Consider the following 26,306-nt stretch of genomic DNA (forward strand, 5'->3'; position numbering starts at 1 on the left):
TTCACTCGCATAGCGCGATCACCTCGTTCTCGTAGGTTTCCAGCCGGTGCCGGCCCTCGCCGGCGGGCACCAGGGTCCGGGCGCCGCGGATGACCTGCCGGGCGCCGCCGGGGCGGACCAGGACGAGGCCGTCGGCGTCCAGGGCGAGCAGTTCGTCGCCGAGCCGGAGCAGCAGCGGCTCCCCCGGCCCCGCCGAGATCGCGGTGCGGCCGGCGGCCACGGCGCCGAACGCGGCGGCCGGGTCCTCGGCCAGCACCCACGTGGTGGGCGAGCCGGGCAGGCCGTCGTCGCCCGGCCGGTGGAAGTCGCTGGCCCCGATCGCCACCAGGTCGTCGCGCCAGGCGTCGGCCCAGGCCAGGGGCGCTCCCCAGCGGCGGTCCCACCAGCCGGAGTGCCACACCTCGGCCACGTGCGGCCGCTCGGCGAGGGGCTGCAGCCAGGCGCAGTCGCCGCCGAGCGGATGGTTGATCGACATGAGGCCGCCGTGGTCGCGGGCGTGCCGGGCCCAGGAGTCGGCGGGCCGGCGGAAGTCGACCCAGCCGACGTCGCCGAACACGTTGGCGTGGCCGCGGTCGGTGGTGACCTCCTGGCCGGGCAGCAGGGCGATGCCCCGGTCGGCCGAGGTCAGCTCGGGGTGGTGGCTGACCGTGTTGTGGTCGGTGACGGCCAGGAAGTCGAGTCCCCGGCCGCGGGCCAGCGCGGCCAGCTCGCCGACGGTCAGCGAGCCGTCGCTGTGGACGGTGTGCGAGTGGAAGTCTCCGGCGTACCAGCGCAGGCCGTCCACGGCGGGGATGTCGCGGCGCGGCGGGCGTTCGGCGACGGGCGGCTCGGCCGTGACCGGGGCGGGCGGCGCCGTGTCCGCGACGGTGATCTCCAGCGTGTAGTCCAGGCCCTCGGGAGGGACGCGGTGCAGCCGCAGCCACACCTGCCACGGGCCGGGCTCCAGGGGGCCGGGCAGGTAGCCGGGCGTCGCCCAGTCCTCCGTGATCGTGTACGTGTCCCGGGCGCCGCCCGACCAGCCGCGGAAGCCTCGCGGGCTCCCGCCGCCGAGGTCGAGCACGCCCCGGGACCGGTCGTAGGACAGCGCCACGGTCACCGCCGTGGCCCCGGCCGGGACCTCGAACGGCACTTCCCGGAGCATGCTCTCCAGCCGGTCGTCGAGGGTCCAGTGCCCCCGGATCACGCTCATCCCACCAGCTCCCCGTCGCGGTAGACCAGCGCCCGGTCGCGGCGCGGCACGGCGAAGCCCTCGTCGCCGACGGCCGGCTCGCTGCCCTCGGGCACGACGGCCTGCACGGTGACGTCGTTGACGTCGAGGGTCACCAGGTGGGAGGCGCCGAGGTTCTCCACGATCACCACCTTCCCGGCCAGCGAGCCCTCCGACGAGCCGTCCGCGGGCTTGGTTGCGTAGGCGTTGTACTCGGGCCGTACGCCGTAGACGACCTTCTCGCCGTCGGTCAGCAGCCCGGCGGCCGAGGTGGGCACGGGCACGGTACGGCCGGCCACCTCCAGCGTGTCACCGCGGACGACGGCGTCGAGCAGGTTCATGGGGGTGGAGCCGATGAAGGACGCGACGAACGTGTTGGCGGGCCGCTGGAACACCTCGGCCGGGGTGCCGATCTGCCGGATCACGCCGGCCTCCATCACGGCCATCCGGTCGGCCATGGCCAGCGCCTCGGCCTGGTCGTGGGTGACGAAGACGGTGGTGACGCCCAGCTCGCGCTGGAGCTTCTTCAGGAACGTGCGGGCCTCCAGGCGCAGCCGGGCGTCCAGGTTGGACAGCGGCTCGTCGAACAGGAACGCCTGCGCCTGGGTCGCCATGACGCGGGCCAGCGCGACCCGCTGCTGCTGGCCGCCGGAGAGCTGGCCGGGCCGCCGGTCCATCAGGTGCTCCAGGCCGAGCCGGGCCGCGACCTCGCCGGCCCTGCGGTGGCGCTCGGCCTTGGGGACCTTCTTGATGCGCAGCGGGTAGGCGACGTTGTCGGTGACGTCCATGTGCGGGAACAGCGCGTAGTCCTGGAAGACCATGGCGATGTCCCGGGCGCCCGGCTGCACCGAGGTCACGTCGCGCTCGCCGATGACGACCGAGCCGCCGGTGGCGGTCTCCAGCCCGGCGATCGTGCGCAGCAGGGTGGTCTTGCCGCACCCGGAGGGGCCGAGCAGCGCGAAGAACTCGCCGTCGGGGATGACCAGGTCCAGCGAGTCGAGCGCCTTGACGCCCCCGGGGTAGACCTTGGTCAGCCCTCGCAGTTCGATTGCCGCCATTACCGCTTGATCCCTCCGTGGAAGCGGAAGCCGTACTTCTTGCTGACGAACAGGTACATGAGCACCACGGGCACCGAGTAGAGCAGTCCGAACGTGGACAGCAGCCGCAGGTTCGCCTGGCCGCCCTCGGTGTAGAGCGTGTACATGATGACCGCCGCCGGCTGCTTCTCCACGTCGCTGAGCAGCAGGTACGGCATGAGGAAGTTGCCCCAGACGTTGGCCACGGCCCACACCGCGATCGTCGCCAGGCCGGGCCGTACCAGGGGGACGACCACATGCGCGACGATCTGCAGCGGCGAGGCGCCGAAGACCCGCGCCGACTCCTCGTACGACTTCGGCGTGGAGTCCATGAAGTCCTTGAGCATGAAGATCGCCGCGGGCAGCAGGCCGCCGGTCAGGATGAGGATCAGCCCGAACTGCGAGTCGATGAGGCCGAGCTCGACCGCGAGCTGGAACAGCGGCACCATCGCGGCCGTGCCCGTGATGATCGACGAGAGCAGCAGCAGCGCGTAGAGCAGCGCGTCCCGGCCGGGCAGGCGCACGCGGCTGAGCGCGTAGGCGGCCAGCGCCGACAGCAGGACCACGAGCAGGGCCGTGCCGACGGACAGCAGCAGCGAGTTGTACAGCGACGGCAGCGCGTAGGGGTGATCCAGGATGGCCTGGAAGTTGTCGAAGGTGAAGTCCGGCAGGCGGACCTCGTAGGTGGGGTCGCTGGTCAGCGGCGCCGACGCCAGCCACAGCAGGGGGATGGTGAAGAAGGCGAGCAGCACCGCGGTCAGCGTGTAGAAGCCGATCCGGCCCAGCACGAAGCGCGTCATTTCTTGCTCCTGAGCAGGCGCAGGTAGAACACCGCCACGACCAGGTTGATCAGCAGGATGGCCGTGGAGACCGCGGCGCCGTAGCCGAGCTGGCCGCCCTGCAGGGCGACCTTGTAGACGTGGACGGCCAGCACCTCGCTCTTCCCCTCGGGGCCACCCGCGGTGATCATGAACGGGGTGAAGTCGTTGAACGTCCAGAGGCTGATCAGCAGCAGGTTGGTGAGGATGTGCCCCTTGATGTGGGGGAAGACCACGTCCCTGAGCTGCTGCCAGCCGGAGGCTCCGGCCAGGCGGGCGCTCTCCAGGTGCGAGGGCGGCACGTTCCCGAGGGCCGCGCCGTACAGCATCATCGAGAACGCGGTGCCGCGCCAGGTGTTGAAGATGACGATGGACAGCATCGGGTGTTCGAGCAGCCAGGCGTAGTCGCCGGTGGCGAGCAGCGCGTTCAGCGTGCCGCCGTCGGCGTCGAGCAGGGCCACCCACAGGAACGACACGACGGCGCTCGGCAGGATCCAGGCCAGGATGACCAGACCCTCGACGATCCGCCTGAGCGGCCCGCGCCTGTCGCGCAGCAGCCAGGCGATCGTGAACCCGAGCCCCACCTGGCCGATCACCGCCGAGCCGAGCACGAACTGGACGGTCAGCCAGGTCGAGTTCCAGAACGACGGGTTGCCGATCGCCGACAGGAAGTTGTCGAGCCCGACCACCTTCGGGTCGGCGGCGGCGACGCCGGTCAGCCGGTAGTCGGTCAGCCCGAGATAGAGCACCCACAGCGCGGGGAAGACGAGGAAGACCGCGATGAGCAGCAGTGCGGGGGCCACGAAGGCGCCCGCACGCCACCGGCCCAGGCCCGCCGCGTCGACGCTGTAGCGGCGGGCCGTGGAGTCCGTGGCTTCGCCGGCGAGGTCAGGAGGAGACGTTACCTGCGCCACCGACGATTCCTTCGAGCTTCTTCTGGTACTCGGCGGCCGCCTCGTCCGGCGTCTTGCCGCTGACCACCGCCGAGGTGGCCTCCTGGAGCGCCACCGACACCTGCGGGTAGACGGCGACCGGCGGCCGGTAGGCCGTGAGCGGCAGCACCTTCTCCGAGATGAACGTCAGCAGCGGCTCGCCGGCCAGGATCTCCTTGTTGACGTCCGTGCGCGGGGTGATGCGCACGTTGCCGTCCTTGGTCTCCTCCTTCAGCGCCTCGGGCGAGAGCGTGAAGGCCAGCAGCTCGAAGGCCTCCTTCGGGTGCTTGCTGTTCGGGTTGACCGTGCGCAGCGCGCCGCCGGACATGCTGACGAAGTCCTGGCCGCGGATGCCCTTGCCGGGCTCCATGGCGGGGATGAGGGCGTAGCCGACGCTCTGGTCGCGGTCGGCCATCTTGGCGACGCCGTCCTTGGGGTTGACGACGCCGCGCCAGAAGTAGTCGCCCTCCAGCAGGATGCCGATCTTGCCCTGGGCGAACTGCTGGAACGACTTGTCCCGGCCCTTGGCCTCCTGCTGGAGCCGGGGGTCGCCGAGGCCGCTGCCGCCGTAGATCTTCTGGTAGAGGCCGAGGACGTCCTTGACCGGCTGCGAGGCGCCGGCCCACTTGCCGTCCTTCTGGACCTCGCCGCCCGCCCCGGCCAGCAGCGGCAGCACGCCCTGCATGGTGGTGGCCTCGCCCATCGCGGTGCCGGCGTTGACCTGGATCGGCACGGGCACGCCGGCCGCCTTCAGCTTGGCGCCCGCGTCGAGGACCTCCTGCCAGCTCTTCGGCTGCCAGTCGGCCGGCAGGCCGGCCTTCTGGAAGAGCGGCTTGCTGAAGTAGAGCACGCGGCCGTCGGTGCCGACGGGCAGCGCGTACTTCTTGCCGTTGAAGGTGGCCAGGCCCTGCACGGACTCGGGGATCTGGGCCCAGCCGTCCCAGCTCTCCGCCTCGGGCCCGACCAGCTCGGCCAGCGGCTTGATGTAGCCGGCCTCGGCGAACTCGCCGGCCCAGATGCCGTCGATGTCGATCACGTCGGCGCCCTTGCCGGACTTCAGATCGAGGGAGAGCTTGGTCTTGTACTGCTCGTCGTCGACACCGCTGGGGACGAACTTGACCTTGACGTCCTTGCCCTTGGCCTTCTGGGCCTCCTCGAACTTGGGAACCACCCAGTTGGCGACGAAGTCCGCCGCCTTCGCGTTCTTGCCGCCGGCGATGGCGTTCTGCGCGATCGTCAGCTCTATCGTGCCGCCGTCACCGTCACCGGACGACCCGCCGCACGCGGTCAGCGCCAGACCGGACGCGGCCAGAACCGCGACCACGCTCACCGATCTTCTCCGCAATCCCATCGATACCCTCCGACTCATCCGTAACGGAGCCCACGCCAATATGTCATGACATCTAGATGACGTAAAGGTTTGGCTATATTTCAGGGATGTGTCGACAGTACTCCGGGGCCCGGCCCGCTGACCGGTGAAGACGGCCCGGGTTCGGATGATCCGGTGGTGGCACCTACCCAGCAGGGATTCGGACTGGCAGAATGCACGACTGAACGGACATCGGTATGTCAGGACAATAGATCATACTAGGGAGTGGGACTCTCACTGGAGGTGCGTTGTTCGACCTGATCACGATCGGCCGCTGCGGCGTCGACGTCTACCCCCTGCAAACAGGCGTGGGCTTGGACCGCGTCGAGACCTTCGGCAAGTTCCTGGGCGGCAGTCCGACGAACGTCGCCGTGGCGGCGGCCCGGCACGGCCTGCGCCCCGCGGTGATCACCGCCACGGGAGCCGACCCCTTCGGCGCGTACGTACGGCGGGCGATCCGCGACTTCGGCGTGGACGACACGTTCGTGGCCACGGTCGAGGGTTCGCCCACGCCCGTCACGTTCTGCGAGATCTTCCCGCCCGATGACTTCCCGATCTACTTCTACCGGGGCGAGCATCCACCCGACCTCCAGGTCGGCGCGGACTCGCTGGACCTGGACGCGATCCGCGCGGCCACGGTGTTCTGGTTCACCGCCACCGGCCTGAGCCAGGAGCCGAGCCGCTCGGCCCACGCCGCGGCGCTGGCCGCCCGCGGCTCCGGGTGGACCGTGTTCGACCTCGACTACCGGCCCGTGCTGTGGGAGTCGCCCGAGGCGGCCCAGAGGGGCGTGCGCGAGATGCTGCCCCACGCGAACGTGGCCGTCGGCAACCTCGACGAGGTCGAGAACGCGGTCGGCACACGCGACCCCGAGGCCGCGGCGCAGGCGTTGCTCGACGCCGGGATGCGGGTCGCCGTGGTGAAGATGGGACCCGAAGGCGTCCTGGCCCGCTCCGCGGACGAGCGGGCCGTGGTGGAGCCGGTCAAGGTCGAGGTGGTCAACGGCATCGGCGCCGGGGACGCCTTCGGCGGAGCCCTGTGCCTCGGGCTGATCCGGGGCTGGCCACTGGAGCGTACCGTCCGCTTCGCCAACGCGGCCGGCGCCTACGTGGCCGCCCGCCTGGCCTGCGCCGACGCCATGCCGACCACGGACGAGGTGCTTGCCCTCCTATGAGTGACGTGATCCTGCCCACCGACGCCGTGTCGAACGGCTCCCCTGCCACCACCGACTCCCGCTACGAGCAGCTCACCCGCATCCGCTCCACCCGGCCCGGCGAGATCGCGCGGGCCGCGGCACGGCGACGCCGGCGCGGGCTGCCCGCCGAGGACGAGCGGCTGCTCGTCATCGCCGCCGACCACCCGGCCCGCGGCTCGCTGTCCGTACGCGACCGGCCGCTCGCCATGGCCAGCCGCACGGACCTGCTGGACCGGCTGTGCACGGCCCTGGCCAGGCCCGGCGTGGACGGCATCCTCGCCTCCCCCGACGTGCTGGAGGACCTGCTCCTGCTGGGAGCCCTGGAAGGCAAGCTGGCCTTCGGCTCGATGAACCGGGGCGGCCTCCAGGGATCGGTGTTCGAGGCCGACGACCGGTTCACCGGCTACGACGCCGCCTCCATCGACGCCATGCGGCTCGACGGCGGCAAGATGCTGTGCCGCATCGACCCCGACGACCACGCGACCGTGTCCACGCTGGAGTCGTGCGCCCACGCCATCACCGACCTGGCCCGGCGGCAGCTCGTCGCCATGGTCGAGCCGTTCTGGTCGAGGCGCTCCGACGGCGGGCGGCTGCGCAACGACCTGTCGCCCGACGCGGTCATCCGGTCGATCAGCGTCGCCCAGGCGCTCGGCGTCACCTCCGCCTACACCTGGCTGAAGATCCCCGCGGTGGCGGAGATGGAGCGGGTCATGGCGGCCACCACGCTTCCCGCGCTGCTGCTCGGCGGCGACCCGCCCGACATGGACGCCGCCTACGCCGACTGGGGGCGCGCGCTGCGCCTGCCCGGCGTGCGCGGCCTCGTGATCGGCCGCGCCCTGCTCTACCCTCCGGACGACGACGTCGCCACGGCCGTGGACGGTGCGGCCGCGCTGATTCGAGAGGTTGGCTGATGACATACCTTCCGTACGGCAAGGCCGCCGGCGGGCCCTGGTCGGTGGAGATCACCCCGGACGTGGCCGGCTGGACGTACTCAGGGCTGCGGGTGGTCGAGCTGGGGGACGAGCCGGTGTCGTTCGCCACGGGCGGGGAGGAGATGATCGTCCTGCCGCTGGCGGGCTCCTGCACCGTGCGGTGCGCCCCCTCGGGCTCGGCCGAGGCCGTGTGGCGACTGGAAGGGCGCGAGTCGGTCTTCCACGGCCCCTCGGACTTCGCCTACCTGCCGATCTCCTCGGAGGTGACGCTGGAGGGACGGGGCCGGATCGCGCTGCCCTCCGCCCGCGCCGGCCGCGCGCTGGAGCCACGGTACGTGCCCGCCTCGCGGGTGCCGGTGGAGCTGCGCGGCGCCGGCCAGGCCAGCCGCCAGGTCAACAACTTCTGCGCGCCCGGCGTCTTCGACTGCGACAAGCTGGTGGCCGTCGAGGTGCTCACCCCGGGCGGCAACTGGTCGTCCTATCCCCCGCACAAGCACGACACGCCGGGCGAGGGCGAGGCCGTGCTGGAGGAGGTGTACTACTTCGAGGTGGCCGGCGAGGGCCAGGGCTACCAGCGGGTCTACTCCTCCGAGCGGGGCCGCGTCGACACCCTCGCCGAGGTGTCCTCCGGTGACGTGGTGCTCGTGCCCTACGGCTACCACGGCCCGTCGATGGCGGCGCCCGGCTACGACATGTACTACCTGAACGTACTGGCCGGACCGGCCGAGGAGCGGACCATGGCCTTCTGCGACGACCCACGGCACGCCTGGATCCGCGCCACCTGGCAGGACCAGGCCATCGACCCGCGCCTGCCGTTCGGGGGCGGGCGATGACGCGCCTGACCGTCGCCCAGGCGGTCGTCCGCTTCCTGGCCGCCCAGTGGACCGAGCGCGACGGCGCCGAGCACCGGCTGTTCGGCGGCTGCCTCGGCATCTTCGGCCACGGCAACGTCGCCGGGCTCGGCCAGGCCCTGGCCACGTCGGAGGAGGACCTGCCCTACCGGCTCAGCCGCAACGAGCAGGCGATGGTCCACACGGCCGCCGCCTACGCCCGGGCCGCCAACCGCCTGTCCACGCTGGCCTGCACCACCTCCATCGGCCCCGGCGCGACCAACATGATCACGGGCGCGGCGGGCGCCACCATCAACCGGCTGCCCGTGCTGCTGCTGCCCGGCGACGTGTTCTCCACCCGCGTGGCCAACCCGGTGCTCCAGGAGCTGGAGGACCCGCGCTCGTACGACGTGTCGGTCAACGACTGCTTCCGGCCCGTGTCCCGCTTCTGGGACCGCGTCAACCGGCCCGAGCAGCTGCCCTCGGCGCTGCTCGCGGCCACGCGGGTGCTCACCGACCCGGCCGAGACCGGCGCGGTGACGCTCGCGCTGCCGCAGGACGTCCAGGCGGAGGCGTACGACTGGCCGGACGAGCTGTTCGAGCGGCGCGTCTGGCACATCCCGAGGCAGCGGCCGGAGCGGGCCGCCGTGGCCAGGGCCGCCGAGCTGGTCAGGTCGGCCGCCCGGCCGGTCATCATCGCCGGCGGCGGCGTCCTCTACAGCGAGGCCGCCGAGCGGCTGCGCGAGTTCGCCGAGGCCCACGGCATCCCGGTGGCCGAGACGCAGGCAGGCAAGGGCGCCCTGCCGCACGGTCATCCGCTGGCGCTGGGCGCGGTCGGCGCGACCGGCACGACGGCCGCCAACACGCTGGCTCGCGAGGCCGACCTGGTCATCGGCGTCGGCACCCGCTACAGCGACTTCACCACGGCCTCCCGCTCCCTGTTCGGGGCCGGCACGCGGTTCGTGAACCTCAACGTCACCGCCTTCGACGCGGCCAAGCTGTCCGGGCTGCAGCTCGTGGGCGACGCCCGCGAGGGCCTGGCCGACCTCGGCGAGGCGCTGGCCGGCTGGGACACCGGCGCCGCGTACCGCGAGCGGGCCGCCGCGCTGATCCGCGCCTGGGACGCCGTGGTGGACGCCACGTACGGGCCGGAGCGCTCCGGGCAGGACGGATCGCCGCTGCCGCAGGGCGCCGTGCTCGGCGCGGTCAACGCCGCCGCCGGCGACGACGGGGTGGTGGTGTGCGCGGCCGGCTCCATGCCGGGCGACCTGCACAAGCTCTGGCGGCCCAGCGGCCCGGGCTCCTACCACGTCGAGTACGGCTACTCCTGCATGGGCTACGAGATCGCCGGCGGCCTCGGGGTCAAGCTGGCGGCGCCCGAGCGGGAGGTGTTCGTCCTGGTCGGCGACGGCTCCTACCTCATGATGGCCCAGGAGCTCGTCACGGCCGTGGCCGAGGGGATCAAGCTGGTCGTGGTCCTGGTCGACAACTCCGGCTTCGCCTCGATCGGCGCCCTGTCGGAGAGCGTCGGCGCCGAACGGCTCGGCACGTCGTACGCCTACCGGGGCGCCGGCCGCTACGACGGCGGGCCGCTGCCGGTGGACCTGGCCGCCAACGCCGCCAGCCTGGGCGCCACCGTCCTGCGCCCCGACTCGGTGGAAGGGCTGCGCGAGGCGCTGCGGGAGGCGCGGGCGGCCACGGCCACCACGGTCGTGTACGTCCGCACCGACCCGCTCAGCCAGTCGCCCTCGTCGGAGGCGTGGTGGGACGTGCCGGTGGCGGAGGTCACCACGACGGCCGCAGGCGAGCAGGCGCGGCAGGCGTACGAGTCGGGCAAGAAGGAGCAGCGGCAGCACCTGGCGCCCCTGGAGTGAGTGGTTGCCCGGAGAGATCCGGGGAACGCCTCTGACGAGCACGACGTCGGGAGGCGGGGATGGCCGGGAGCCGGGCATGAGGGTGTGGCGCGCGCTGGGCTGGATCGCGCTCATCGCGGTGGGGCTCTACCTCTTCTCCGTCCTGCGCACCGTGGCCCTCTCGATCATCGTCGGCCTCCTCCTGACCGCGCTGCTGCACCCGCCGGCCGAGTGGCTGCGGCGGCGCGGCCTGAACCGCGCGCTGGCCACCACGGTGGTCTTCCTCGGCGGCTTCCTGCTCGCCGGGGCGTTCGTGGCGCTCGTCGTGCCGCCCACCGTGGCCAGCGTCGCGGAGCTGCACGACAGCGTGGGCAAGGCCGTCAACGACCTGAACGGCCTGGCCTCCCGGTTCGGGCTCAACGGCGGGTCCCTGGCCGCGCAGGCCAGGGACTACCTGTCCACGCAGGGGCGGCAGATCGCCAGCGGGGCGCTCACGGGCGTGCGGACGGCCGGGGAGATCGTCGTCGGCGCCGTGGTGGCCGTCGTCCTGGCCATCTACTTCATCCACGGCGGCGACCACCTGTGGCGGTGGCTGGTCGAGCTGCTGCCCGTCCCGGCCCGCCCGCGCGCCGAGCGGACCGGAGAGCTGATCTACGGCATCGTCGGCCGCTACATCCGGGGCGTCGCCCTGGTGGGGCTGGTGGACGGGTTCTTCATCGGGCTCGCGCTGTGGATCCTGGGTGTGCCCATCGCGCTGCCGCTCGCGGTGCTGACGTTCGTCGGGGCGTTCCTGCCGGTGGTGGGGGCGTTCGTGGCGGGGCTGCTGGCCGCGGTGGTCGCGTTCGTGGCCAAGGGCTGGCTGGTGGCGCTGATCGTCGTCGCGGTGACCGTGCTCGTGCAGCAGCTGGAAGGGCACGTGCTGGCGCCGCAGATCTACGGCCGGGCGCTCGACCTGCCGGCCCCGGTCATCCTGATCGCCATCGCGGTGGGCAGCCTGGTCGGCGGGATCACCGGCGCGTTCCTCGCCGCGCCGGTCGCGTCGGTGATCGTGGCCCTGCTGCACGACCGCGGCCACGACGCCGCGCACGAGCCGCCCCCGGCTCTGCCCCCCGCTCCGGCTCCCGCTCCGGCCCCCGCCCGGCCGGCCGAACCGGCCGGAGACGCCGGAGACGCCTGAGACGCCTGAGACGGGCCATGATGGTCACCATGCGATGGGTGACGTTCGACTGCTTCGGCACGCTGGTGGACTGGCGGCACGGCATCACGACCAGCGCCGAGCTGGTCGCGCCCGGACACGGCGGGCGGCTGCTCGACGCGTACGGCCCGCACGAGCGCGCGGTCCAGCAGGAGTCCCCGCGCCTGCGCTACCGCGAGGTGCTGGCCGAGGCGCTGCGCCGCGCCTGCGCCGAGGAGGGTGTCGCGCTGCGGCCCGACGACGCCGGGGTCCTGGCCGCCACGCTCCCCTACTGGCCCGTCTTCCCCGACGTCGGCGCCGAGCTGGCCCGGCTGCGGGAGGCCGGCTGGCGGATCGCGCTGCTGACCAACTGCGACCGCGACCTGATCGCCGCGACCCGGCGGCGGCTGCCCGTGCCGTTCGACGCGGTCGTGACCTCCGAGGACGCCGGCGCCTACAAGCCGGACCTCGCGCCCTTCACCGTGTTCAGGGACTCGTTCGACCCCGAGCGGTGGGTGCACGTGGCGCAGAGCTACGTCCACGACATGGTGCCGGCGCACCGGCTGGGGTTGCGCCGCGTGTGGATCAACCGGCAGGGTGAGCGGCCCGCCGACCCGTCGGTGCCGCAGGACGTCCTGCCGGACCTGCGCGGCCTGGTCACCCTGCTCTGACCGGCCTCAGGGCTGCCCGCGCTGCTCCAGCACGTCGGAGATGCCCGCCAGGAAGGCGTCCACGTCCGAGATGAGGTAACCCGACCTCAGCAGCACGGTCGAGAACTTCGCCTCCCGCACCTCCTTGGCCGTCACCGGGTACTCGGTGGTGCCGCGCAGCGTGGCCACGATCCGGTCGAGGAACGCGTCCACCTCGTCCTCGTTGTAGCCGGTGCCCATCCGGCCCGGCCGGAACGCCACCCGCTCCACCCGCGCCGCCTGGGTCTCGAACCACTCCTCGCGCAGCATCTCCCCGGTCGGCTCCGCCAGGGCAGCCAGCCTGACGGGGCTCCTGGCCTGTGTCTCCAGCGCCACGACGAACGCCTCCAGGGCGAAGTCCACGGCCGTCTCGTGGTAGCCGCCGCGTCTGGGGCGGAACGTGGCCCGGCGGACGTCGTCGGCGGTCACGGGCTCCGCCTCACCCGCTCCCCGGCCCAGCGCCGACTCGATGCGCCCGATGAGGGCGTCGACCTCGGCCGGGTCATATCCGGAACGCATGCCCATGACGCGCGGAAAGCGGTTCAAGCCCACTCCTCCCGGAAGCTGCTGAGGGGTATCGATCTCTATTGTGGGGTTCTTTATCCCGATGATGCGAGCCGCCTTATACCGTTACAGCACCATGTGGCTCGCTCAGGTCTCATTCCGCTACCGAAGACACGACCGTTACGTCATCGAGGCCGCCGAGGCCCGCCTCGCTCCCGGTGACGTGGTGGAGCTCGCCGGCTCGAACGGCGCGGGCAAGTCCACGCTGCTGCGCCTGCTGGCCGGTCTCACCCGGCCCACCTCCGGGACCGTCACCGGACGCCCCGGCGTCGTCGGGTACGTCCCCGACCGCTTCCCGGCCGGTCAGCCGTTCACCGTGGCCGGCTACCTGGGTCACCTGGCGCGCGTGCGCGGCGGCGCCCGCTGGGAGCCCTGGGCCGAGCGCCTCGGCCTGGACCGGTTCGCGGGGGTGCGGCTGGGCGAGCTGTCGAAGGGCACGGCGCACAAGGTCGGCCTGGTGCAGGCGCTCATGGCCGAGCCTGGGCTGCTCGTGCTGGACGAGCCGTTCGCGGGCCTGGACCGGGACACCCGCGACGCGCTGCCGGGCATCGTCACGGAGGTGGCCGCGCGGGGCGGCGTCGTCGTGGCGAGCGACCACCAGGGCGGGCTGCGCGCGCTGGCCGGGCTGCGCCTCTGGTCGTTACGCGACGGCCGCTTGAGCGAGCACGCCGGCCCACCGCCCGTGCCCTCCGCCGATGCCGCTTCCTGGAACGGGGACGAGGAGAGGACGGTGACCGTCGAGGTGAGCGTGCCGGCCCGCGACCTGGAGGCGTTCCTCCGCCGGGCCCGCGACGACGGCTACCGGGCCCGCGCCCTCACCGGTGAGGAGGCCCCGTGATCGCCCTGGTGGTCTTCCGCCTCGCCGCCTACGTGCGCTCCCACCGCGTTCACCAGGCCCTGCTGCCCATCATCATCACGCTCTCGATCGTCTACGCCAGCCGCGCGCCGCGCGGCTCCGAGGCGGCCGCGCTGACGGACGGGGCCGTGCTCATCATCCCGTTCCTGGCCTGGGCGGCGCGGAGCCTGCTGGACACCGAGCCCGACGAGCAGCGCGCCATCTCGGCGACCGCCGTGGGCGGGCGCGGGCGCGAGACGGCCGCCGGGCTGCTGGCGGCCCTGGTCGCGTGCGGCGCGTTCGCGACGCTGGCCCTGGGGTGCGGGCTGGCGCTCGGCCTTTCCGCCGCTCCTCCGCCAGGGGTCTCCGTCGCCGGCGTGGTGGTCCACGCCCTCGCCGCCCTGACCGGGGTCGCGCTCGGCGCTCTCACCAGCCGGGCCGTCGTGCCGTCACCGGCGTTCTCGATCATGGGACTCGTGGGCGGGTTCCTGGTGATGCTCGTGCTCAGCGTCTCTCCGGCGTACTGGCTGACGGTGCCCGTGGCGGCCTGGATGAAGGCGGCGGCGGCGGATCGGCTGGTGGCCGAGCTGCCGGGGCTGAGTGCCATCTCACTGGCGTGGTGCCTCGTGGGGCTGGGCGTGTACGGGTACCTGCGGCGCACGCGGCCTTGAGGGACCCCGGCCGGGGCGCCCCTGGGCTGAGGCGCCTCGGGTCCATCCGGTGACGCGGACGTCTGGGACGGGTGAGTCAGGCGTCCGCGGCGGCGAGCTGGCCGCAGGCGCCGTCGATCTCGCGCCCGCGCGTGTCGCGGACCGTCACCGGCACCCCGTGGAACTGCAGCCGGCGCACGAACGCCCGCTCGTCCTCCGGGCGCGAGGCCGTCCACTTGGAGCCCGGCGTCGGGTTGAGCGGGATCAGGTTGACGTGCACCAGCTTGTTGCGCACCAGCTTGCCGAGCAGGTCGGCCCGCCACTCCTGGTCGTTGATGTCCTTGATCAGCGCGTACTCGATCGACACCCGCCGCTTCGTCCTGGCCGCGTACGCCCACGCCGCGTCGAGCACCTCGGCGACCTTCCACCGGGTGTTGATCGGCACCAGTGTGTCGCGCAGCTCGTCGTCCGGGGCGTGCAGCGACAGCGCGAGCGTCACCGGCAGCCCCTCCTCGGCCAGCTTGCCGATCGCCGGCACCAGGCCGACCGTGGACACCGTGACCCCGCGCGCCGCGATGCCGAGCCCGTGCGGCGCCGGCTCCACCATGCGGCGCACCGCGCCGATCACCTGCTTGTAGTTGGCCAGCGGCTCGCCCATGCCCATGAAGACCACGTTGCTGACCCGGCCGGGCCCGCCCGGCACCTCGCCGGCCGCCAGCGCCCGAGCGCCCGACACGACCTGCTCGACGATCTCGGCGGTCGACATGTTGCGGGTCAGCCCGGCCTGGCCGGTGGCGCAGAACGGGCAGTTCATGCCGCAGCCGGCCTGTGACGACACGCACATCGTGACCCGGTCGGGGTAGCGCATGAGGACCGACTCCACCAGCGCCCCGTCGAACAGCCGCCACAGCGTCTTGCGCGTGGTGCCGGCGTCGGTCGTCAGCTCCTTGACCGGGGTGAGCAGCGACGGCAGCAGCGACGACAGCTTCTCGCGCGAGGCCGCCGGCAGGTCCGTCATCGCGTCCACGTCGGCGGTGAGCCGCTCGAAGTAGTGGCGCGACAGCTGGTCGGCGCGGAACGCCTTCTCCCCCAGCTCGGTCACCGCCGCCCGCCGGTCGGCCATGGACAGGTCGGCCAGGTGCCGGGCGGGCTTGGCCCTGCGCGGCGCGACGAACGTGAGCTGACCTGGCTGCTGGGACACGGGACTGCCTTCTGCTAGAGGGGGTTACCGACCAGGGTAATGAACGCTCGGCGCGAAGGCGTCATTCCGGGGGTCATCTGTTCTGACGCGGTGCGCCGAGGGGAGCTCCCGGTCGCGGTACCGCTCGCACAGGGGCACTCCGCCGATCTACAGTCGTCTCGTATGACGATTTTCCGGTCGGCGTCTGGCGAGGGGCGGGCCGAGGTCGTCCTCACCGCCGTCAACCCGTACGGCAGCCGCGAGCTCGTGGTCGAGCGCGACGAGGACGCCTCGGTGGCCTACCTGCGCGCGCCCGGCGGCGCCGTGCACGGCGCGGTGTGGCTGGCCAACCACCGCGCCGCCCCACCGGTCATGGACCTGGCCCGCGTCAACTCCGGCCGGCCGCCGCTGATGCCGAGCCCCGGCACGACGCACCCTGCCGGGCGCGGGCCGCTCGGCAGGCTGGCCGTCCTGTGGTTCGAGGAGGGGGACGGCGTGGCCCTCTACGAGGACGACGACCTGCTGGCCGTCATCCCGGGCTGGGCCGACATGAGCAGGGGCATGCCCGGCTACGCGCGCGACGCCGTGGGCGAGTCGCCGTTCGCGTGGGCGCTGTCGGAGGCGCTGGAGGGTCTGGCGCCGCGCATCTCCAACGCCCGCTCCTACTGGCTGTGGCGCCACGCGGAGGGGTCTTGGCCGTCGTTCCAGCAGTTCGCGATGAGCCACCTCGACGCGGTTCTGGGCCGGGCCGGGCGCTACTGGGAGGCGAGCGGCGACCGGCTGCCGACCGTCGTCATCACCGAGCGCCCGCCGCGCGAAGGTCGGCCGTTCAGCGTGCTGTCCACGGTCGGCATGAGCTGCCAGCGCATGCCCACGGTCGAGCAGTGGATCGACCAGCCCGGCGCGTACGCCCGGATCGAGCTGGCCGTGGCCACCCGCGACGACCCCCGCGAGGCGGCGCTGCTGCTCGTCTGGCTGGCGCAGTACCCCTGGCACTCGGTCACCTGGCTCGGCCACGGGCACACCGCCAAGTGGTACCACGAGCCGGCCACGTTCCCGCTGGGACCGCAGTACGCGGGAGTGCTCATGCTCGCCGATCCCCCCGACATGCCCGCCTTGTCGGGATTCACGTTCGGGGGTGAGGCGGTGCGCTGGCTCTGGCTCACGCCCATCACGGCCGAGGAGCTAGAAGAACACCGTCATTAGCAGCCACACCGGCACCAGCGTGGTCACCAGCGAGTCGAGCCGGTCCATGAGGCCGCCGTGGCCCGGCAGGATGGTGCCGAGGTCCTTGATGCCGAGATCCCGCTTGATCATCGACTCGATCAGGTCGCCCACGGTCGCCAGCAGCGCGGCCAGCGCGCCGATCAGCGCTCCCTGCCAGAGCCGCCCGTCGAAGAGCCAGGTCACCAGCCACGCCCCGACGACCGTGCAGGCCACCACCGACCCGGCCAGGCCCTCCCAGGTCTTCTTCGGGCTGATGACGGTCAGCTGGTGCTTGCCGAACAGCACACCCGCGATGTAGCCGCCGATGTCGCTGGCCACGGTGACCGCGATGAACACGATCACCCGGTCGCGGCCGTCGCCCGGCGCCAGCAGCAGCGCCACGAAGCCCGCCAGCAGCGGCGGGTAGACGAGCAGGAAGGTGGAGCCCGTGGCGTCACGGACGTACCCCGCGGTGCGCCCGCCCGCGCCCTCGCCGTCCCCGCCCGTGAACATGCGCCAGATCAGCAGGACGAACACCGACACCACGAACACGCCGAGCAGCCAGACCGGCCCGCCCCAGTACGCCCCGGCCTGCATGGCGGCCATCGAGACCAGCACCGGCACGACGGGCACCCGGATGCCGCGGGACGCGAACGCCTGCGTCATCTCGACCACGCCGACACCCACGGCCGCCACGACCACGACCAGGAAGAGCTCCTTGACCGTGTAGAGGGAGGCGATGACGAGCGCGCCCAGCCCCACGCCCACCGCGATCGCGGCGGGCAGGTTACGTCCCGTACGGCCGCCGCCGCTCGGGCTGCCGCCAGCCGTACGTTCTTCCACAGAGACTCTCCATAAGCCACGGCCCCCGCCATCGGGCGAGGGCCGTGCGGCGGGCGCCGCTCAGACCTCGAGCAGCTCGGCTTCCTTGTGCTTGAGCAGCTCGTCGATCTTCGCGACGTGCTTCTGCGTCACGTCGTCGAGCTCCTTCTCGGCGCGCCGGATCTCGTCCTCGCCCGCCTCGCCATCCTTGATCATCTTGTCAAGGGTCTCCTTGGCGGAGCGGCGGATGTTGCGCACCGACACCTTGGCGTGCTCGCCCTTGTTACGCGCCACCTTGATGTACTCCTTGCGGCGCTCCTCCGACAGCTCGGGGAACGACACACGGATCAGCTGGCCGTCGTTGCTCGGGTTGACGCCGAGGTCGGAGTCGCGGATCGCCTTCTCGATCGCGGCCATCGAGCCCTTGTCGTAGGGCTGGATGATGACCATGCGGGCCTCGGGCACGTGGAACGAGGCCAGCTGCTGGATCGGGGTGGGCGAGCCGTAGTACTCGGCACTGATCTTGTTGAACATCGAAGGGGTGACACGGCCCGTGCGGATGGCCGCGAAGTCCTCCTTCGCGACCGACACGGCCTTGTCCATCTTCTCCTCGGCTTCGAGGAGGGTTTCGTCGATCACAGCGGCTCCCTGTCTTCTGGCTGGCGGATCGGGCTCGCTCACTTGCCTGCGGGACTCACCAGCGTGCCGATTTTCTCACCGCGGACCGCTCGCAGGATGTTGCCCTCACCCATGAGATCGAAGACCACGATCGGGAGGTCGTTGTCCTTGCACAGGCTGATCGCGGTCGCGTCCATGACCTGCAGGTCCCGGATCAGCACCTCGCCGTAGTCGAGGTGGTCGAACCGCACCGCGTCCGGGTTCTTGCGCGGGTCGGAGTCGTAGACGCCGTCGACCTGGGTGCCCTTGAGCAGCGCCTCGGCGCCGATCTCCAGGGCACGCTGCGACGCGGCGGTGTCGGTGGAGAAGAACGGCGAGCCGAGCCCCGCCCCGAAGATCACCACGCGGCCCTTCTCCAGGTGCCTGATCGCCCGGCGCGGCAGGAACGGCTCGGCCACCTGCTGCATGGTGATGGCCGTCTGCACCCGCGTCTCCACGCCGCGCCGTTCCAGGAAGTCCTGCAACGCCAGGCAGTTGATGACCGTGCCCAGCATGCCCATGTAGTCGGCGCGGGCCCGGTCGATGCCCTGCTCCGACAGGGCGGCCCCGCGGAACATGTTGCCACCGCCGACCACGACCGCGACCTGCACGCCCTCACGGACGGCCTCGGCGATCGAGTCGGCCAGGTGGTCGACCACGAGCGGGTCGATCCCCAGCGGGTCACCGCCGGCGAACGCCTCACCCGACAGCTTCAGCATCACTCGTTTCCAGCGCAGCGGACTCTGCGGCGAACCCGGACGCGAGGAAGCCGCCGGCGTGGCTGGCTCCTGATTGTCCTGCACGGCGGCGGCCTCCTTCTTAGAAGTTTCGGTGAGCTGAGGGTTCGCTCAAGCCTAAGCCTGACCGACCTTGAAGCGGACGAACGAGAGCACCTCGGCACCGTTCTCCTCGGCGTACTTCGCCACGCTCTTCTTGTTGTCCTTGACGAACGCCTGCTGGAGCAGCGTGAAGTCCTTGTACCAGCCGTTGACGCGACCCTCGACGATCTTGCCGATGGCGGCCTCGGGCTTGCCCTCCTCGCGGGTCATCTCCTCGAAGAGCTTGCGCTCCTTCTCGACGACCTCGGCGGGCACGGAGGCGGGGCTCAGGTACTGCGGGGCCATCGCCGCGGCGTGCTGGGCGATGTCCTTGGCGACCTCGGCGTTCGGCTTGTCGAGCTGCACGAGCACGCCGACGGCCGGCGGCAGGGCCGGGTCGGTGCGGTGCATGTAGGCGCCGATGTAGCCGCCCTCCAGCACCGCGAAGCGGCGGACCTCGATCTTCTCGCCCAGCGCGGCGTTGGCCACGTCCAGGTGCTCCTTGACGGTCTTGCCGTCGAAGGAGGACTCGAGCAGGGAGGCCACGTCGGCCGGCTTGGTGGCCAGCACGTGGTTGACGACCTGGGCGGCCAGCTCCTGGAAGCGCTCGCCCTTGGCGACGAAGTCGGTCTCGCAGTTGAGCTCGAGCAGCGCGGCGGCGGAGTCGCCGTCCTGCTTGAGGGCGACCAGGCCGTTGGAGGCGGTGCGCGCCTCGCGCTTGCCGACGTCCTTGGCGCCCTTCAGGCGCAGCAGCTCGATGGCGCGGTCGAAGTCGCCCTCGGACTCCTCCAGCGCCTTCTTGCAGTCCATCATGCCGGCAGCGGTGATCTCGCGAAGCCGCTTGACGTCGGCCATGTTCACGGAAGCCATTGCTTTTTCCTCGTGGGATTTCGTCGTGGATCGGATGGGCGCCGGATCCGGCACCCACCCTGGGGTGGAACGGCCGGCGCGTGCCGTGCGGAAGCTTGGCCTTGCTCGGTGTGTAACCCGAGCCGGTGGGCGCTAACCCGGGCGGCGGGCCCGGTTTGGCGTCCTTGTGCTGCTGGCCTCAGGCGCTCTCTCCCGGCACGTCGCCCGGAGGCGCTTCCTGGGAGAGGGTGTCCCCGGCGGTGCGGCGGCGGTGCGCCGGCACTGCCTCGGGGAGGCTCGCATCTCACCGAGGCGATGTCCGGAAACCTCGCCCCTCACCGAAGCGACGTCCCGAACCTCGCCCCTCACCGAAGCGACGTCCCGAACCTCGCCCCTCACCGAAGCGACGTCCCGAACCTCGCCCCTCACCGAAGCGACGTCCTGAAACCTCGTCCCGACCGGAGCGACGTCCGAAGAGACGCCCAGCCGGAGCGGCGGCGTCCGGCGGTGCGATGCCGGCCGGAGTGGCGTCCGGCGGCTCGGCCCGGCCGCCTCGATCGGTTCGCCCGTCGAGGTGCCCTGGCCGAGCTGCTGCCGCTTCGTTGACGCGGGGGGCGTGAATCTCCCCCCGCGTCGCCTTCGCTCCGACGAACACGCGCTCACCGGCGACGCCGCCTGCGGCCCTCATCCCGTCCGCCCCGTAGAGACGGCCGGGCTGGGAGCCAGGCGACTCGGTCGGTCAGGCCTGCGGCTGCTCGGTGCCGGCCTCGGGCGCGTCGGCCTCGGGCGCGTCAGCCTCGGTCGCGGCGGCCTCAGGCGCGGCGGCCTCAGCCTCAGGAGCGGCCTCAGCCTCGGGCGCGGCCTCAGCCGGGGCGGCGGCCTCGGCGGGAGCGGCCTCGGCCTCAGGAGCTGCCTCGGTCGCGGCGGCCTCGCCGGTGCCCTGCTCGATGAGCTCGCGCTCCCACTCGGCCAGCGGCTCGGCGGCGGCGGGCTTCTCGTCACCACGGGCGGCGCCCGAGCGGGCCATCAGACCGGCGGCGACACCGTCGGCGACGACGCGGGTCAGCAGGCCGACGGCGCGGATCGCGTCGTCGTTGCCGGGGATCGGGTAGTCGACCTCGTCGGGGTCGCAGTTGGTGTCGAGGATCGCGACGACAGGGATGCCAAGCTTCTTGGCCTCGCTGATCGCGATGTGCTCCTTCTTGGTGTCGACGATCCACACCGCGCTGGGCACGCGGCCCATGTCACGGATGCCGCCGAGCGTGCGCTCGAGCTTGTCCTTCTCACGCCGGCGCATGAGGAGCTCCTTCTTGGTGAGCCCCGAGGCGGCGACGTTGTCGAAGTCGAGCTCCTCGAGCTCCTTCAGGCGCTGAAGCCTCTTGTGCACGGTGGAGAAGTTGGTGAGCATGCCACCCAGCCAGCGCTGGTTGACGTACGGCATGCCGACGCGGGCGGCCTGCTCGGAGATGGCCTCCTGAGCCTGCTTCTTGGTGCCGATGAACAGGATCGTGCCGCCGTGGGCGACCGTCTCCTTGACGAAGTCGTAGGCACGGTCGATGAACGACAGCGACTTCTGCAGGTCGATGATGTAGATGCCGTTGCGCTCGGTGAAGATGAAGCGCTTCATCTTCGGGTTCCACCGGCGAGTCTGGTGTCCGAAGTGAACGCCGCTCTCGAGCAGCTGTCGCATGGTGACGACGGGGGCCATCTGCTGGTCCTCCAGGTCAGGGCGCCCGGCAGGCGGGCGCGATTCTCGGTTGTGACGCGGCGGCCAACGGCCACCGCCCTGATGCCCCGAATCACGCCAGCCGGGCCAGGCCCGGACCGATGGTGTGATCCGTGACGGGGCATGCGAAGTCGGCCTGTGGTGACAGGCCACCAGAAAGTCTACCTTGCATGCCGCCCCCGCCTGACCGCCTGCGGTCAACCGGTCGCCTCACCCGGCGTCGTGGTCCTCCGTGGGGAGACCCGGCACCGGCCTCCGCACATGCGGAAACAGGTTGAACTGCGCCTCCGCGACCCGGGCCCCCGGCGGCGCCGCCTCGGGCGGCCGGTGGCGGGCGACGTACGGCCGCAGCAGCTTCTCGATCTCCTGCGCGAGCCGGGCGAGCTCCGCGGCGTCGACGCGGAGAATGGTGCGCGCGAAGGTGGTGGCGTCACGCCACTCCGGCGGCTCCTGGTCGTGGTTGGCCAGAGCCCGCCGCGCCTCCTCGTCCGCCTCCTTGCGCAACGCCTCGATCAGCAGGTCCTTGGCCTCACGCACCTCCGGCCGGTCGTCGGGCAGCCGGCCGATGGCGAAGGACTTGTCCACCGCCTTCCACAGGCGCTCCCTCCCGTCCCCCCGGGGCGGCGCGTCCTCCACGAATCCGTACTTGGCCAGCATGCGCAGGTGATAGCTGGCCGCGCTGGGCGTGATGCCCGCCCCCTCGGCGACGTCGGTGGCCGTGACGCTGCCTCCGGCGCCGAGCCGGTTGAGGATCGCCAGCCGTGCCGGATGCGCCAGAGCCCGCATCGCCCTGGGATCGCTGAGGCTCTCCATCTCCCGCGTCATGGGCACAAGGTACCCGGATCTGATGTGAAGCATTGCCTTCAGAACTATGAAGCGTTACTTTCACATAATATGAAGCCTTCCCTTCACACTTCCTCCGCTGTGACGCCGCTCCGGAGGCAGCGCGACTACCGCTTACTGTGGGGCGCCCGGACCGTCTCGGTCACCGGCTCGGAAGTGTCCAAGCTGGCGATCCCCCTCACCGCCGTCACGCTTCTCACGGCGTCTCCCACCGAGATGGGCCTGCTCACGGCCGCCGCCTCGGTCCCCGCCCTGGTGTTCGGCCTCCAGACGGGCGCGATCGCGGATCGGCTCACCCGGCACCGCCCGGTCATGATCGCCTGCGAGCTGGTGGCGGGCCTGGCGGCGGCGACCGTTCCGGTGGCGTGGCTGCTGGGAACGCTGAACGTGATCTGGCTGATCGCCGTCGCACTCGTCGTCGGCACCGCGTCGGTGCTGTTCCGAGCCGTGAACTTCCCGCACCTGGCCGTCATCGTCTCCCCGGACCAGCGCACCGAGGCGATGGCGGGCCTGCAGGCGTCCTACTCCGTCGCCTCGGTCGCCGGCCCCGGCCTCGCGGGGCTGCTCGTCCAGCTCGTCACGGCCCCGCTCGCCGTACTGGCCGAGGCCCTGTCGTTCCTGACGTCAGCCGTGCTGCTGCGCTCCATCCGCACCCCGGACCGTCACGAGCCGGCCCCGTCACGGGGCATGTGGCGTGACGTGACCGAGGGACTCCGCGTCAGCGCCACCCACCCCGTGCTCCGTGCCCTGCTCGGGGCGGGGATCACGATCAACTTCTTCGCGATGACGTACATGGCCGTCCACATGCTCTACATGGTCAACACCCTGGGCATCCCCCAGGGCCTCATCGGGGCCCTCATCGCCTTCAGTGGTCTCGGCGGCCTGCTCGGCGCCTGGGTCACGACCCGCTTGGCCGGCCGTTACGGCGCGAACCGCGTCCTGCTCGTGTCTGTGCTGTTCTTCCCGGCGGAGGTCCTCATCGTCGGCCTGCTGAGCGGTCCGCTCTGGTGGAAACTGGCGGTGCTCGCCGTATCGGGAACGGTCACGGGCGGCATCGTGGTGGCTTTCTCCACCTGTATGGGCGCCATCATGCTCGACGAGGCCACGCCCGAGCTGAGGGGCCGCGTCAACGCCACGACGACGTTCGCGGTGCAGGGCGTCATGGCGCTGGGCGGGCTGGCGGGCGGCCTCCTGGCGGAGTGGGTGGGCCTCCGCGCCGTCATCCTCATCTCGGCCGCGGGCATCGCCCTCAGCACGCTGTGGATCTGGGCCTCCCCTCTGCGCCCGAGCCGTCGCGGCGCCCCCCACGGATCACGTGACGCCACCTCGTCGACGGCTCGCCTGGACGGGCCTGCTGTGTGACCGCCCGGGCCGGCGGTGAAGGTCCGCCCGGCTGCAGGCGCCCACTCCGCAGTGGTTCCGGTGGCGGCGCCACCACCATGCGACTGGCCCGCATGCGCGACTGGCCCGTATGCCGCGCATCTCCCCGGCGGCGGCCGGCCGATCAGCTCTCCGGCCACAGAGCTCAACCCGGGCGAGGGCGCAGCGGTGTTCTCAGCCCCGCGCCTGTGCATAACCCACAGCCATCCACAGAACCACGTTCACCAGCCCGAACCGTGCCGTGCCCCCGCCAAACTGCCGGGCATGCCGACACCTCCTCCCTCACACACCTCGCACCACACCGCCTCCAAGAGCGCACACCACAGGGGACCCACTACGGCCGCCGCCGCTGCCGCCCCCCACCGCAGAACTGACGCACATCCCCAGCAGCGCAATGTCCGGCCAGCCCGCGAACGCCCCCTTCGCCCCCTTCGCCCCCTTCGCCCAGTCGGCCCCGTCGGCCTCCTCCGCCCCATGAACCGACTCGAGACCCGGAGCACCGACCCTCCACGCCGATCAGGTGCCACGCCCATCCCCCGAAGCGACCACCCCCTGTGGCAGTACGAGATCTCGCGCGCCTCCGGAGCACCGGAGCACGAAGAGCCGCTCCACGACACGACCGGGCCTGCCCATGCTGACTTCGCTCCTGCGGAGGCCCGAATCCGCGGCATACCGACCCACCTGCTCGGGATATCCGGCAGGGCCATGACCTCCGGCCGGATGGCCATGACCCTGGTGCTGCTCCTCGTCCTCGTCCTCGTCCCGCTCCTCCCGGCGTCGCCCGCGGCAGCCGCTCCTGCCGTCTGGCGCTGGCCCCTGGACGGTCGCCCGCGGATCGTGCGTCACTTCGCCCCGCCCCTCGAACGCTGGCTGGCCGGCCACCGCGGCATCGACCTCGCCGCTCCACCCGCGACCCCGGTCCTGGCCGCCGGCGCCGGCACCGTCCGTTACGCCGGCCGTCTCGCAGGCCGAGGCGTCGTGTCCGTCGAGCATCCCGGCGGCCTGCGCACGACCTACCTCCCCGTCACTCCCTCGGTACGGCGTGGCGAACACGTCTCCGCAGGGGATCCGCTCGGCGTATTGGAGGCTTCGGCGGAAAGCCATTGCGCAGAATCCTGCCTGCACTGGGGCCTCCTCCGGCCGCCCCGCTACCTGGACCCCCTGCTCGTTCTGGGACAGGCTCGCATTCGACTGCTCCCGTTCTGGGATCCCGCAGCACCGGAGGTGAACGTACGGTTCCCGCCCGACGCTCCCTCCGGAGCACGCCCGGAGACTCTCGACAGGGGAGGAGAAGACACGCACGACGGATTGCCCATGAGCCCGGCTTTCGCCACGCCCCGTGCGACGCCGCCGCCCACCACCACCGCTGGGCCGATCTGGCCGCACGACACGACTCACACCGAACCAAGCGACCCGGCCGCCCTGCAAGCCCTCACCACCACACCGAGGGCCAACCGGGAAAGCAGTTCCCCAACGAGAGCCCGCGCTGCCGCCATCTCTCAGCCCCTCATCACCCTGGCGCATCGGGAGCAGAGACGCCCAACAACCACCAAGAACCACAAGCACACGGACACCCCCACCGAGGCGCACACCGCCACCCATGCCGTCACTGATCCAGTCGCCTCCACCGCCACCGACGCAGAGCCTGACACCGGCACCGCCGTCGCTGAGACCGCCGCTGAGACCGCCGCCGAGGTCATTCGGCGCGCCGACGAGGTCCGGGAGAGCGCAGAGGACCTGGAGAGCGCGGAGGACTCGGAGAGCGCTGAGGTCGCCGACGGTGGGCGAGCCGGCGGCGCCGTGGCCGGCTCGTCCCCGTTCGTTCCCAGGCATCCCCGCCTGCCCTTCACCGCACTGGACAACCCGATGCCGTGCACATCACCACAGAACACACCTCAAACGCCGAGTTCGGCCTCCACCGTGTGGTCTCTACGCTTCCCGCACGGTCCCGCCGCAGCCCCCGCGGCGGCCGCCCTGGGCACGGCCATGTTCCTCGCCGGCATCCTCCTGGTCGTACTGCTGCGTCATCGCAAACCAAGCCGCCAAAGGAAGCCACGGCAGAGACCGGCACGAGGCATTCACCGAAAGCCTCAACGCGCGTGAACGAACAGCACCGCACGAAGGTGAGGCAACATCCCGCTCACCAGCAACGCAGTGAGTGACCCCATGACAGCGAAATGGTCTGGCCGGCCATCGACGCCCCTCCCATGCACTGTCCCCAACATCCGCTCCGCAACCCGCACGCCGCGCACCCCGTAGCGCAGCCTTCGGGCGGCTGCCGGCGGCCTCTTGTACCTCTTTCCACCACTTGCCGCAACGCTGCCCCAGGGAGTATCCGAGCCCGCCGATCGAAGCTGCTTGACGAGGACAACGTTTTCGTAATTGGTAACGGTCCACCGCCGTATGCCGATCGGCGCGCACCCGCGTCGGTGGTACCAAACCACAAGGTCGCCCGCTTCTGCGGAGGTGTCCATGACGGCGTGCGCAGAGCCTCGGGCGGCAACCCTCGATCCGGCCAGTGCCAGCAGACCGTTCCAGCTCTTCCACGGAGTCGCTCCTATGGAATCGCCGCATCCGGACCTGCCCCCGTGACCCGGGCCCGGGCCTGGGCCTGGGCCTGGGCCTGGGCCTGGGCCTGGGCCTGGGCCTGGGCCTGGGCCTGGGCCTGGGCCTGGGCCTGGGCCTGGGCCTGGGCCTGGGCCA

General features: G+C 71.8%; 24 protein-coding genes. 11 read left to right on the forward strand and 13 right to left on the reverse strand.

The window, feature by feature from the left end:
• Window position 1: 1 nt before the first annotated feature.
• Genes ACIBG4_RS40225 through ACIBG4_RS40245 form a run of 5 tightly spaced genes read right to left on the reverse strand, consistent with a single transcriptional unit; the run spans window position 2 to window position 5,363 of the window.
• A complete protein-coding gene (locus ACIBG4_RS40225) occupies window positions 2-1,189 on the reverse strand; it encodes a CehA/McbA family metallohydrolase (protein ID WP_397207635.1) in 1,188 nt (395 codons plus the stop codon).
• A complete protein-coding gene (locus ACIBG4_RS40230) occupies window positions 1,186-2,265 on the reverse strand; it encodes an ABC transporter ATP-binding protein (RefSeq protein ID WP_397207637.1) in 1,080 nt (359 codons plus the stop codon). The genes ACIBG4_RS40225 and ACIBG4_RS40230 overlap by 4 nt, the downstream gene beginning before the upstream one ends.
• Window positions 2,265-3,083 (reverse strand): carbohydrate ABC transporter permease, encoded by an 819-nt coding sequence (locus tag ACIBG4_RS40235; protein ID WP_397207639.1) that lies wholly within the window; start codon window positions 3,081-3,083, stop codon window positions 2,265-2,267. The genes ACIBG4_RS40230 and ACIBG4_RS40235 overlap by 1 nt, the downstream gene beginning before the upstream one ends.
• Window positions 3,080-4,015, reverse strand: coding sequence for a carbohydrate ABC transporter permease (locus ACIBG4_RS40240; protein WP_397207641.1), 936 nt, complete (start codon window positions 4,013-4,015; stop codon window positions 3,080-3,082). The genes ACIBG4_RS40235 and ACIBG4_RS40240 overlap by 4 nt, the downstream gene beginning before the upstream one ends.
• Entirely contained in the window at window positions 3,990-5,363 is a 1,374-nt protein-coding gene (locus ACIBG4_RS40245) for an extracellular solute-binding protein (RefSeq protein WP_397207643.1), read from the reverse strand. Before ACIBG4_RS40245 ends, ACIBG4_RS40240 begins: the two co-directional genes overlap by 26 nt.
• Before the next feature lie 287 nt (window positions 5,364-5,650).
• Here ACIBG4_RS40245 and iolC point away from each other — a divergent pair, with 287 nt between their 5' ends.
• From iolC to ACIBG4_RS40275, 6 genes are all read left to right on the forward strand, one after another.
• Window positions 5,651-6,574: a 5-dehydro-2-deoxygluconokinase gene (iolC, locus tag ACIBG4_RS40250; protein WP_310710744.1), complete on the forward strand. Its 924-nt coding sequence runs from the start codon at window positions 5,651-5,653 to the stop codon at window positions 6,572-6,574.
• The gene (locus tag ACIBG4_RS40255) at window positions 6,571-7,506 is read left to right on the forward strand and encodes a deoxyribose-phosphate aldolase (protein WP_397207645.1); all 936 of its coding nucleotides are present in this window, start codon (window positions 6,571-6,573) and stop codon (window positions 7,504-7,506) included. Before iolC ends, ACIBG4_RS40255 begins: the two co-directional genes overlap by 4 nt.
• Window positions 7,506-8,360 (forward strand): 5-deoxy-glucuronate isomerase, encoded by an 855-nt coding sequence (iolB, locus tag ACIBG4_RS40260; protein WP_397207647.1) that lies wholly within the window; start codon window positions 7,506-7,508, stop codon window positions 8,358-8,360. Before ACIBG4_RS40255 ends, iolB begins: the two co-directional genes overlap by 1 nt.
• Complete coding sequence (gene iolD, locus ACIBG4_RS40265) at window positions 8,357-10,231, forward strand: 3D-(3,5/4)-trihydroxycyclohexane-1,2-dione acylhydrolase (decyclizing) (RefSeq protein WP_397207649.1); 1,875 nt, start codon at window positions 8,357-8,359, stop codon at window positions 10,229-10,231. Before iolB ends, iolD begins: the two co-directional genes overlap by 4 nt.
• A 76-nt stretch (window positions 10,232-10,307) precedes the next feature.
• Complete coding sequence (locus tag ACIBG4_RS40270; RefSeq protein WP_397207651.1) at window positions 10,308-11,387, forward strand: AI-2E family transporter; 1,080 nt, start codon at window positions 10,308-10,310, stop codon at window positions 11,385-11,387.
• A 29-nt stretch (window positions 11,388-11,416) separates the two neighbouring features.
• Window positions 11,417-12,055 (forward strand): HAD family hydrolase, encoded by a 639-nt coding sequence (locus ACIBG4_RS40275; RefSeq protein WP_397207653.1) that lies wholly within the window; start codon window positions 11,417-11,419, stop codon window positions 12,053-12,055.
• A 6-nt stretch (window positions 12,056-12,061) separates the two neighbouring features.
• Here the strand turns inward: ACIBG4_RS40275 and ACIBG4_RS40280 are convergent, their stop codons facing one another.
• On the reverse strand, window positions 12,062-12,619 hold the full coding sequence (locus ACIBG4_RS40280) for a DivIVA domain-containing protein (protein ID WP_310710738.1): 558 nt from the start codon (window positions 12,617-12,619) through the stop codon (window positions 12,062-12,064).
• A 94-nt stretch (window positions 12,620-12,713) separates the two neighbouring features.
• Between ACIBG4_RS40280 and ACIBG4_RS40285 the strand changes: the two genes are divergently transcribed.
• Both ACIBG4_RS40285 and ACIBG4_RS40290 read left to right on the forward strand, forming a co-directional pair.
• The gene (locus ACIBG4_RS40285) at window positions 12,714-13,475 is read left to right on the forward strand and encodes an ATP-binding cassette domain-containing protein (RefSeq protein WP_397207656.1); all 762 of its coding nucleotides are present in this window, start codon (window positions 12,714-12,716) and stop codon (window positions 13,473-13,475) included.
• Complete coding sequence (locus tag ACIBG4_RS40290) at window positions 13,472-14,143, forward strand: hypothetical protein (RefSeq protein ID WP_397207658.1); 672 nt, start codon at window positions 13,472-13,474, stop codon at window positions 14,141-14,143. Before ACIBG4_RS40285 ends, ACIBG4_RS40290 begins: the two co-directional genes overlap by 4 nt.
• Before the next feature lie 76 nt (window positions 14,144-14,219).
• Here ACIBG4_RS40290 and rlmN read toward each other — a convergent pair whose 3' ends face one another.
• Window positions 14,220-15,323, reverse strand: coding sequence for a 23S rRNA (adenine(2503)-C(2))-methyltransferase RlmN (gene rlmN, locus ACIBG4_RS40295; protein ID WP_397207660.1), 1,104 nt, complete (start codon window positions 15,321-15,323; stop codon window positions 14,220-14,222).
• Window positions 15,324-15,485: 162 nt separating this feature from the next.
• Here rlmN and ACIBG4_RS40300 point away from each other — a divergent pair, with 162 nt between their 5' ends.
• Window positions 15,486-16,508: a suppressor of fused domain protein gene (locus tag ACIBG4_RS40300; RefSeq protein WP_397207662.1), complete on the forward strand. Its 1,023-nt coding sequence runs from the start codon at window positions 15,486-15,488 to the stop codon at window positions 16,506-16,508.
• Here the strand turns inward: ACIBG4_RS40300 and ACIBG4_RS40305 are convergent.
• From ACIBG4_RS40305 to ACIBG4_RS40330, 6 genes are all read right to left on the reverse strand, one after another.
• Window positions 16,488-17,351, reverse strand: a complete 864-nt coding sequence (locus ACIBG4_RS40305; protein ID WP_397207664.1) for a phosphatidate cytidylyltransferase — start codon at window positions 17,349-17,351, stop codon at window positions 16,488-16,490. The genes ACIBG4_RS40300 and ACIBG4_RS40305 overlap by 21 nt on opposite strands.
• A gap of 60 nt (window positions 17,352-17,411) precedes the next feature.
• On the reverse strand, window positions 17,412-17,969 hold the full coding sequence (frr, locus tag ACIBG4_RS40310) for a ribosome recycling factor (RefSeq protein WP_397207666.1): 558 nt from the start codon (window positions 17,967-17,969) through the stop codon (window positions 17,412-17,414).
• A gap of 38 nt (window positions 17,970-18,007) precedes the next feature.
• Window positions 18,008-18,706: a UMP kinase gene (pyrH, locus tag ACIBG4_RS40315; protein ID WP_217709034.1), complete on the reverse strand. Its 699-nt coding sequence runs from the start codon at window positions 18,704-18,706 to the stop codon at window positions 18,008-18,010.
• Between the two features lie 135 nt (window positions 18,707-18,841).
• The gene (tsf, locus tag ACIBG4_RS40320; protein ID WP_310710731.1) at window positions 18,842-19,675 is read right to left on the reverse strand and encodes a translation elongation factor Ts; all 834 of its coding nucleotides are present in this window, start codon (window positions 19,673-19,675) and stop codon (window positions 18,842-18,844) included.
• 718 nt (window positions 19,676-20,393) lie between these two features.
• Window positions 20,394-21,362, reverse strand: a complete 969-nt coding sequence (gene rpsB, locus ACIBG4_RS40325; protein ID WP_397207668.1) for a 30S ribosomal protein S2 — start codon at window positions 21,360-21,362, stop codon at window positions 20,394-20,396.
• Between the two features lie 228 nt (window positions 21,363-21,590).
• Window positions 21,591-22,205 (reverse strand): ArsR/SmtB family transcription factor, encoded by a 615-nt coding sequence (locus tag ACIBG4_RS40330; protein WP_397207670.1) that lies wholly within the window; start codon window positions 22,203-22,205, stop codon window positions 21,591-21,593.
• Window positions 22,206-22,304: 99 nt separating this feature from the next.
• On the opposite strand from ACIBG4_RS40330, the gene ACIBG4_RS40335 reads away from it, so the two are divergent.
• Both ACIBG4_RS40335 and ACIBG4_RS40340 read left to right on the forward strand, forming a co-directional pair.
• Window positions 22,305-23,585 (forward strand): MFS transporter, encoded by a 1,281-nt coding sequence (locus ACIBG4_RS40335; RefSeq protein ID WP_397207672.1) that lies wholly within the window; start codon window positions 22,305-22,307, stop codon window positions 23,583-23,585.
• 738 nt (window positions 23,586-24,323) lie between these two features.
• Window positions 24,324-25,706 (forward strand): M23 family metallopeptidase, encoded by a 1,383-nt coding sequence (locus tag ACIBG4_RS40340; protein ID WP_397207674.1) that lies wholly within the window; start codon window positions 24,324-24,326, stop codon window positions 25,704-25,706.
• Window positions 25,707-26,306 lie beyond the last annotated feature (600 nt).

The organism is Nonomuraea sp. NPDC050383, assembly GCF_044459125.1.
Lineage (GTDB): Bacteria > Actinomycetota > Actinomycetes > Streptosporangiales > Streptosporangiaceae > Nonomuraea.

What these genes read in the sequence shown, in the direction of transcription:
- ACIBG4_RS40225 (WP_397207635.1), bottom strand. Translation starts at nt 1,189, where the DNA reads ATGAGCGTGATCCGGGGGCACTGGACCCTCGACGACCGGCTGGAGAGC.
- ACIBG4_RS40230 (WP_397207637.1), bottom strand. Translation starts at nt 2,265, where the DNA reads ATGGCGGCAATCGAACTGCGAGGGCTGACCAAGGTCTACCCCGGGGGC.
- ACIBG4_RS40235 (WP_397207639.1), bottom strand. Translation starts at nt 3,083, where the DNA reads ATGACGCGCTTCGTGCTGGGCCGGATCGGCTTCTACACGCTGACCGCG.
- ACIBG4_RS40255 (WP_397207645.1), top strand. Translation starts at nt 6,571, where the DNA reads ATGAGTGACGTGATCCTGCCCACCGACGCCGTGTCGAACGGCTCCCCT.
- iolB (WP_397207647.1), top strand. Translation starts at nt 7,506, where the DNA reads ATGACATACCTTCCGTACGGCAAGGCCGCCGGCGGGCCCTGGTCGGTG.
- iolD (WP_397207649.1), top strand. Translation starts at nt 8,357, where the DNA reads ATGACGCGCCTGACCGTCGCCCAGGCGGTCGTCCGCTTCCTGGCCGCC.
- ACIBG4_RS40270 (WP_397207651.1), top strand. Translation starts at nt 10,308, where the DNA reads ATGAGGGTGTGGCGCGCGCTGGGCTGGATCGCGCTCATCGCGGTGGGG.
- ACIBG4_RS40275 (WP_397207653.1), top strand. Translation starts at nt 11,417, where the DNA reads ATGCGATGGGTGACGTTCGACTGCTTCGGCACGCTGGTGGACTGGCGG.
- ACIBG4_RS40285 (WP_397207656.1), top strand. Translation starts at nt 12,714, where the DNA reads ATGTGGCTCGCTCAGGTCTCATTCCGCTACCGAAGACACGACCGTTAC.
- ACIBG4_RS40300 (WP_397207662.1), top strand. Translation starts at nt 15,486, where the DNA reads ATGACGATTTTCCGGTCGGCGTCTGGCGAGGGGCGGGCCGAGGTCGTC.
- pyrH (WP_217709034.1), bottom strand. Translation starts at nt 18,706, where the DNA reads ATGCTGAAGCTGTCGGGTGAGGCGTTCGCCGGCGGTGACCCGCTGGGG.
- tsf (WP_310710731.1), bottom strand. Translation starts at nt 19,675, where the DNA reads ATGGCTTCCGTGAACATGGCCGACGTCAAGCGGCTTCGCGAGATCACC.
- rpsB (WP_397207668.1), bottom strand. Translation starts at nt 21,362, where the DNA reads ATGGCCCCCGTCGTCACCATGCGACAGCTGCTCGAGAGCGGCGTTCAC.
- ACIBG4_RS40330 (WP_397207670.1), bottom strand. Translation starts at nt 22,205, where the DNA reads ATGACGCGGGAGATGGAGAGCCTCAGCGATCCCAGGGCGATGCGGGCT.
- ACIBG4_RS40340 (WP_397207674.1), top strand. Translation starts at nt 24,324, where the DNA reads ATGGCCATGACCCTGGTGCTGCTCCTCGTCCTCGTCCTCGTCCCGCTC.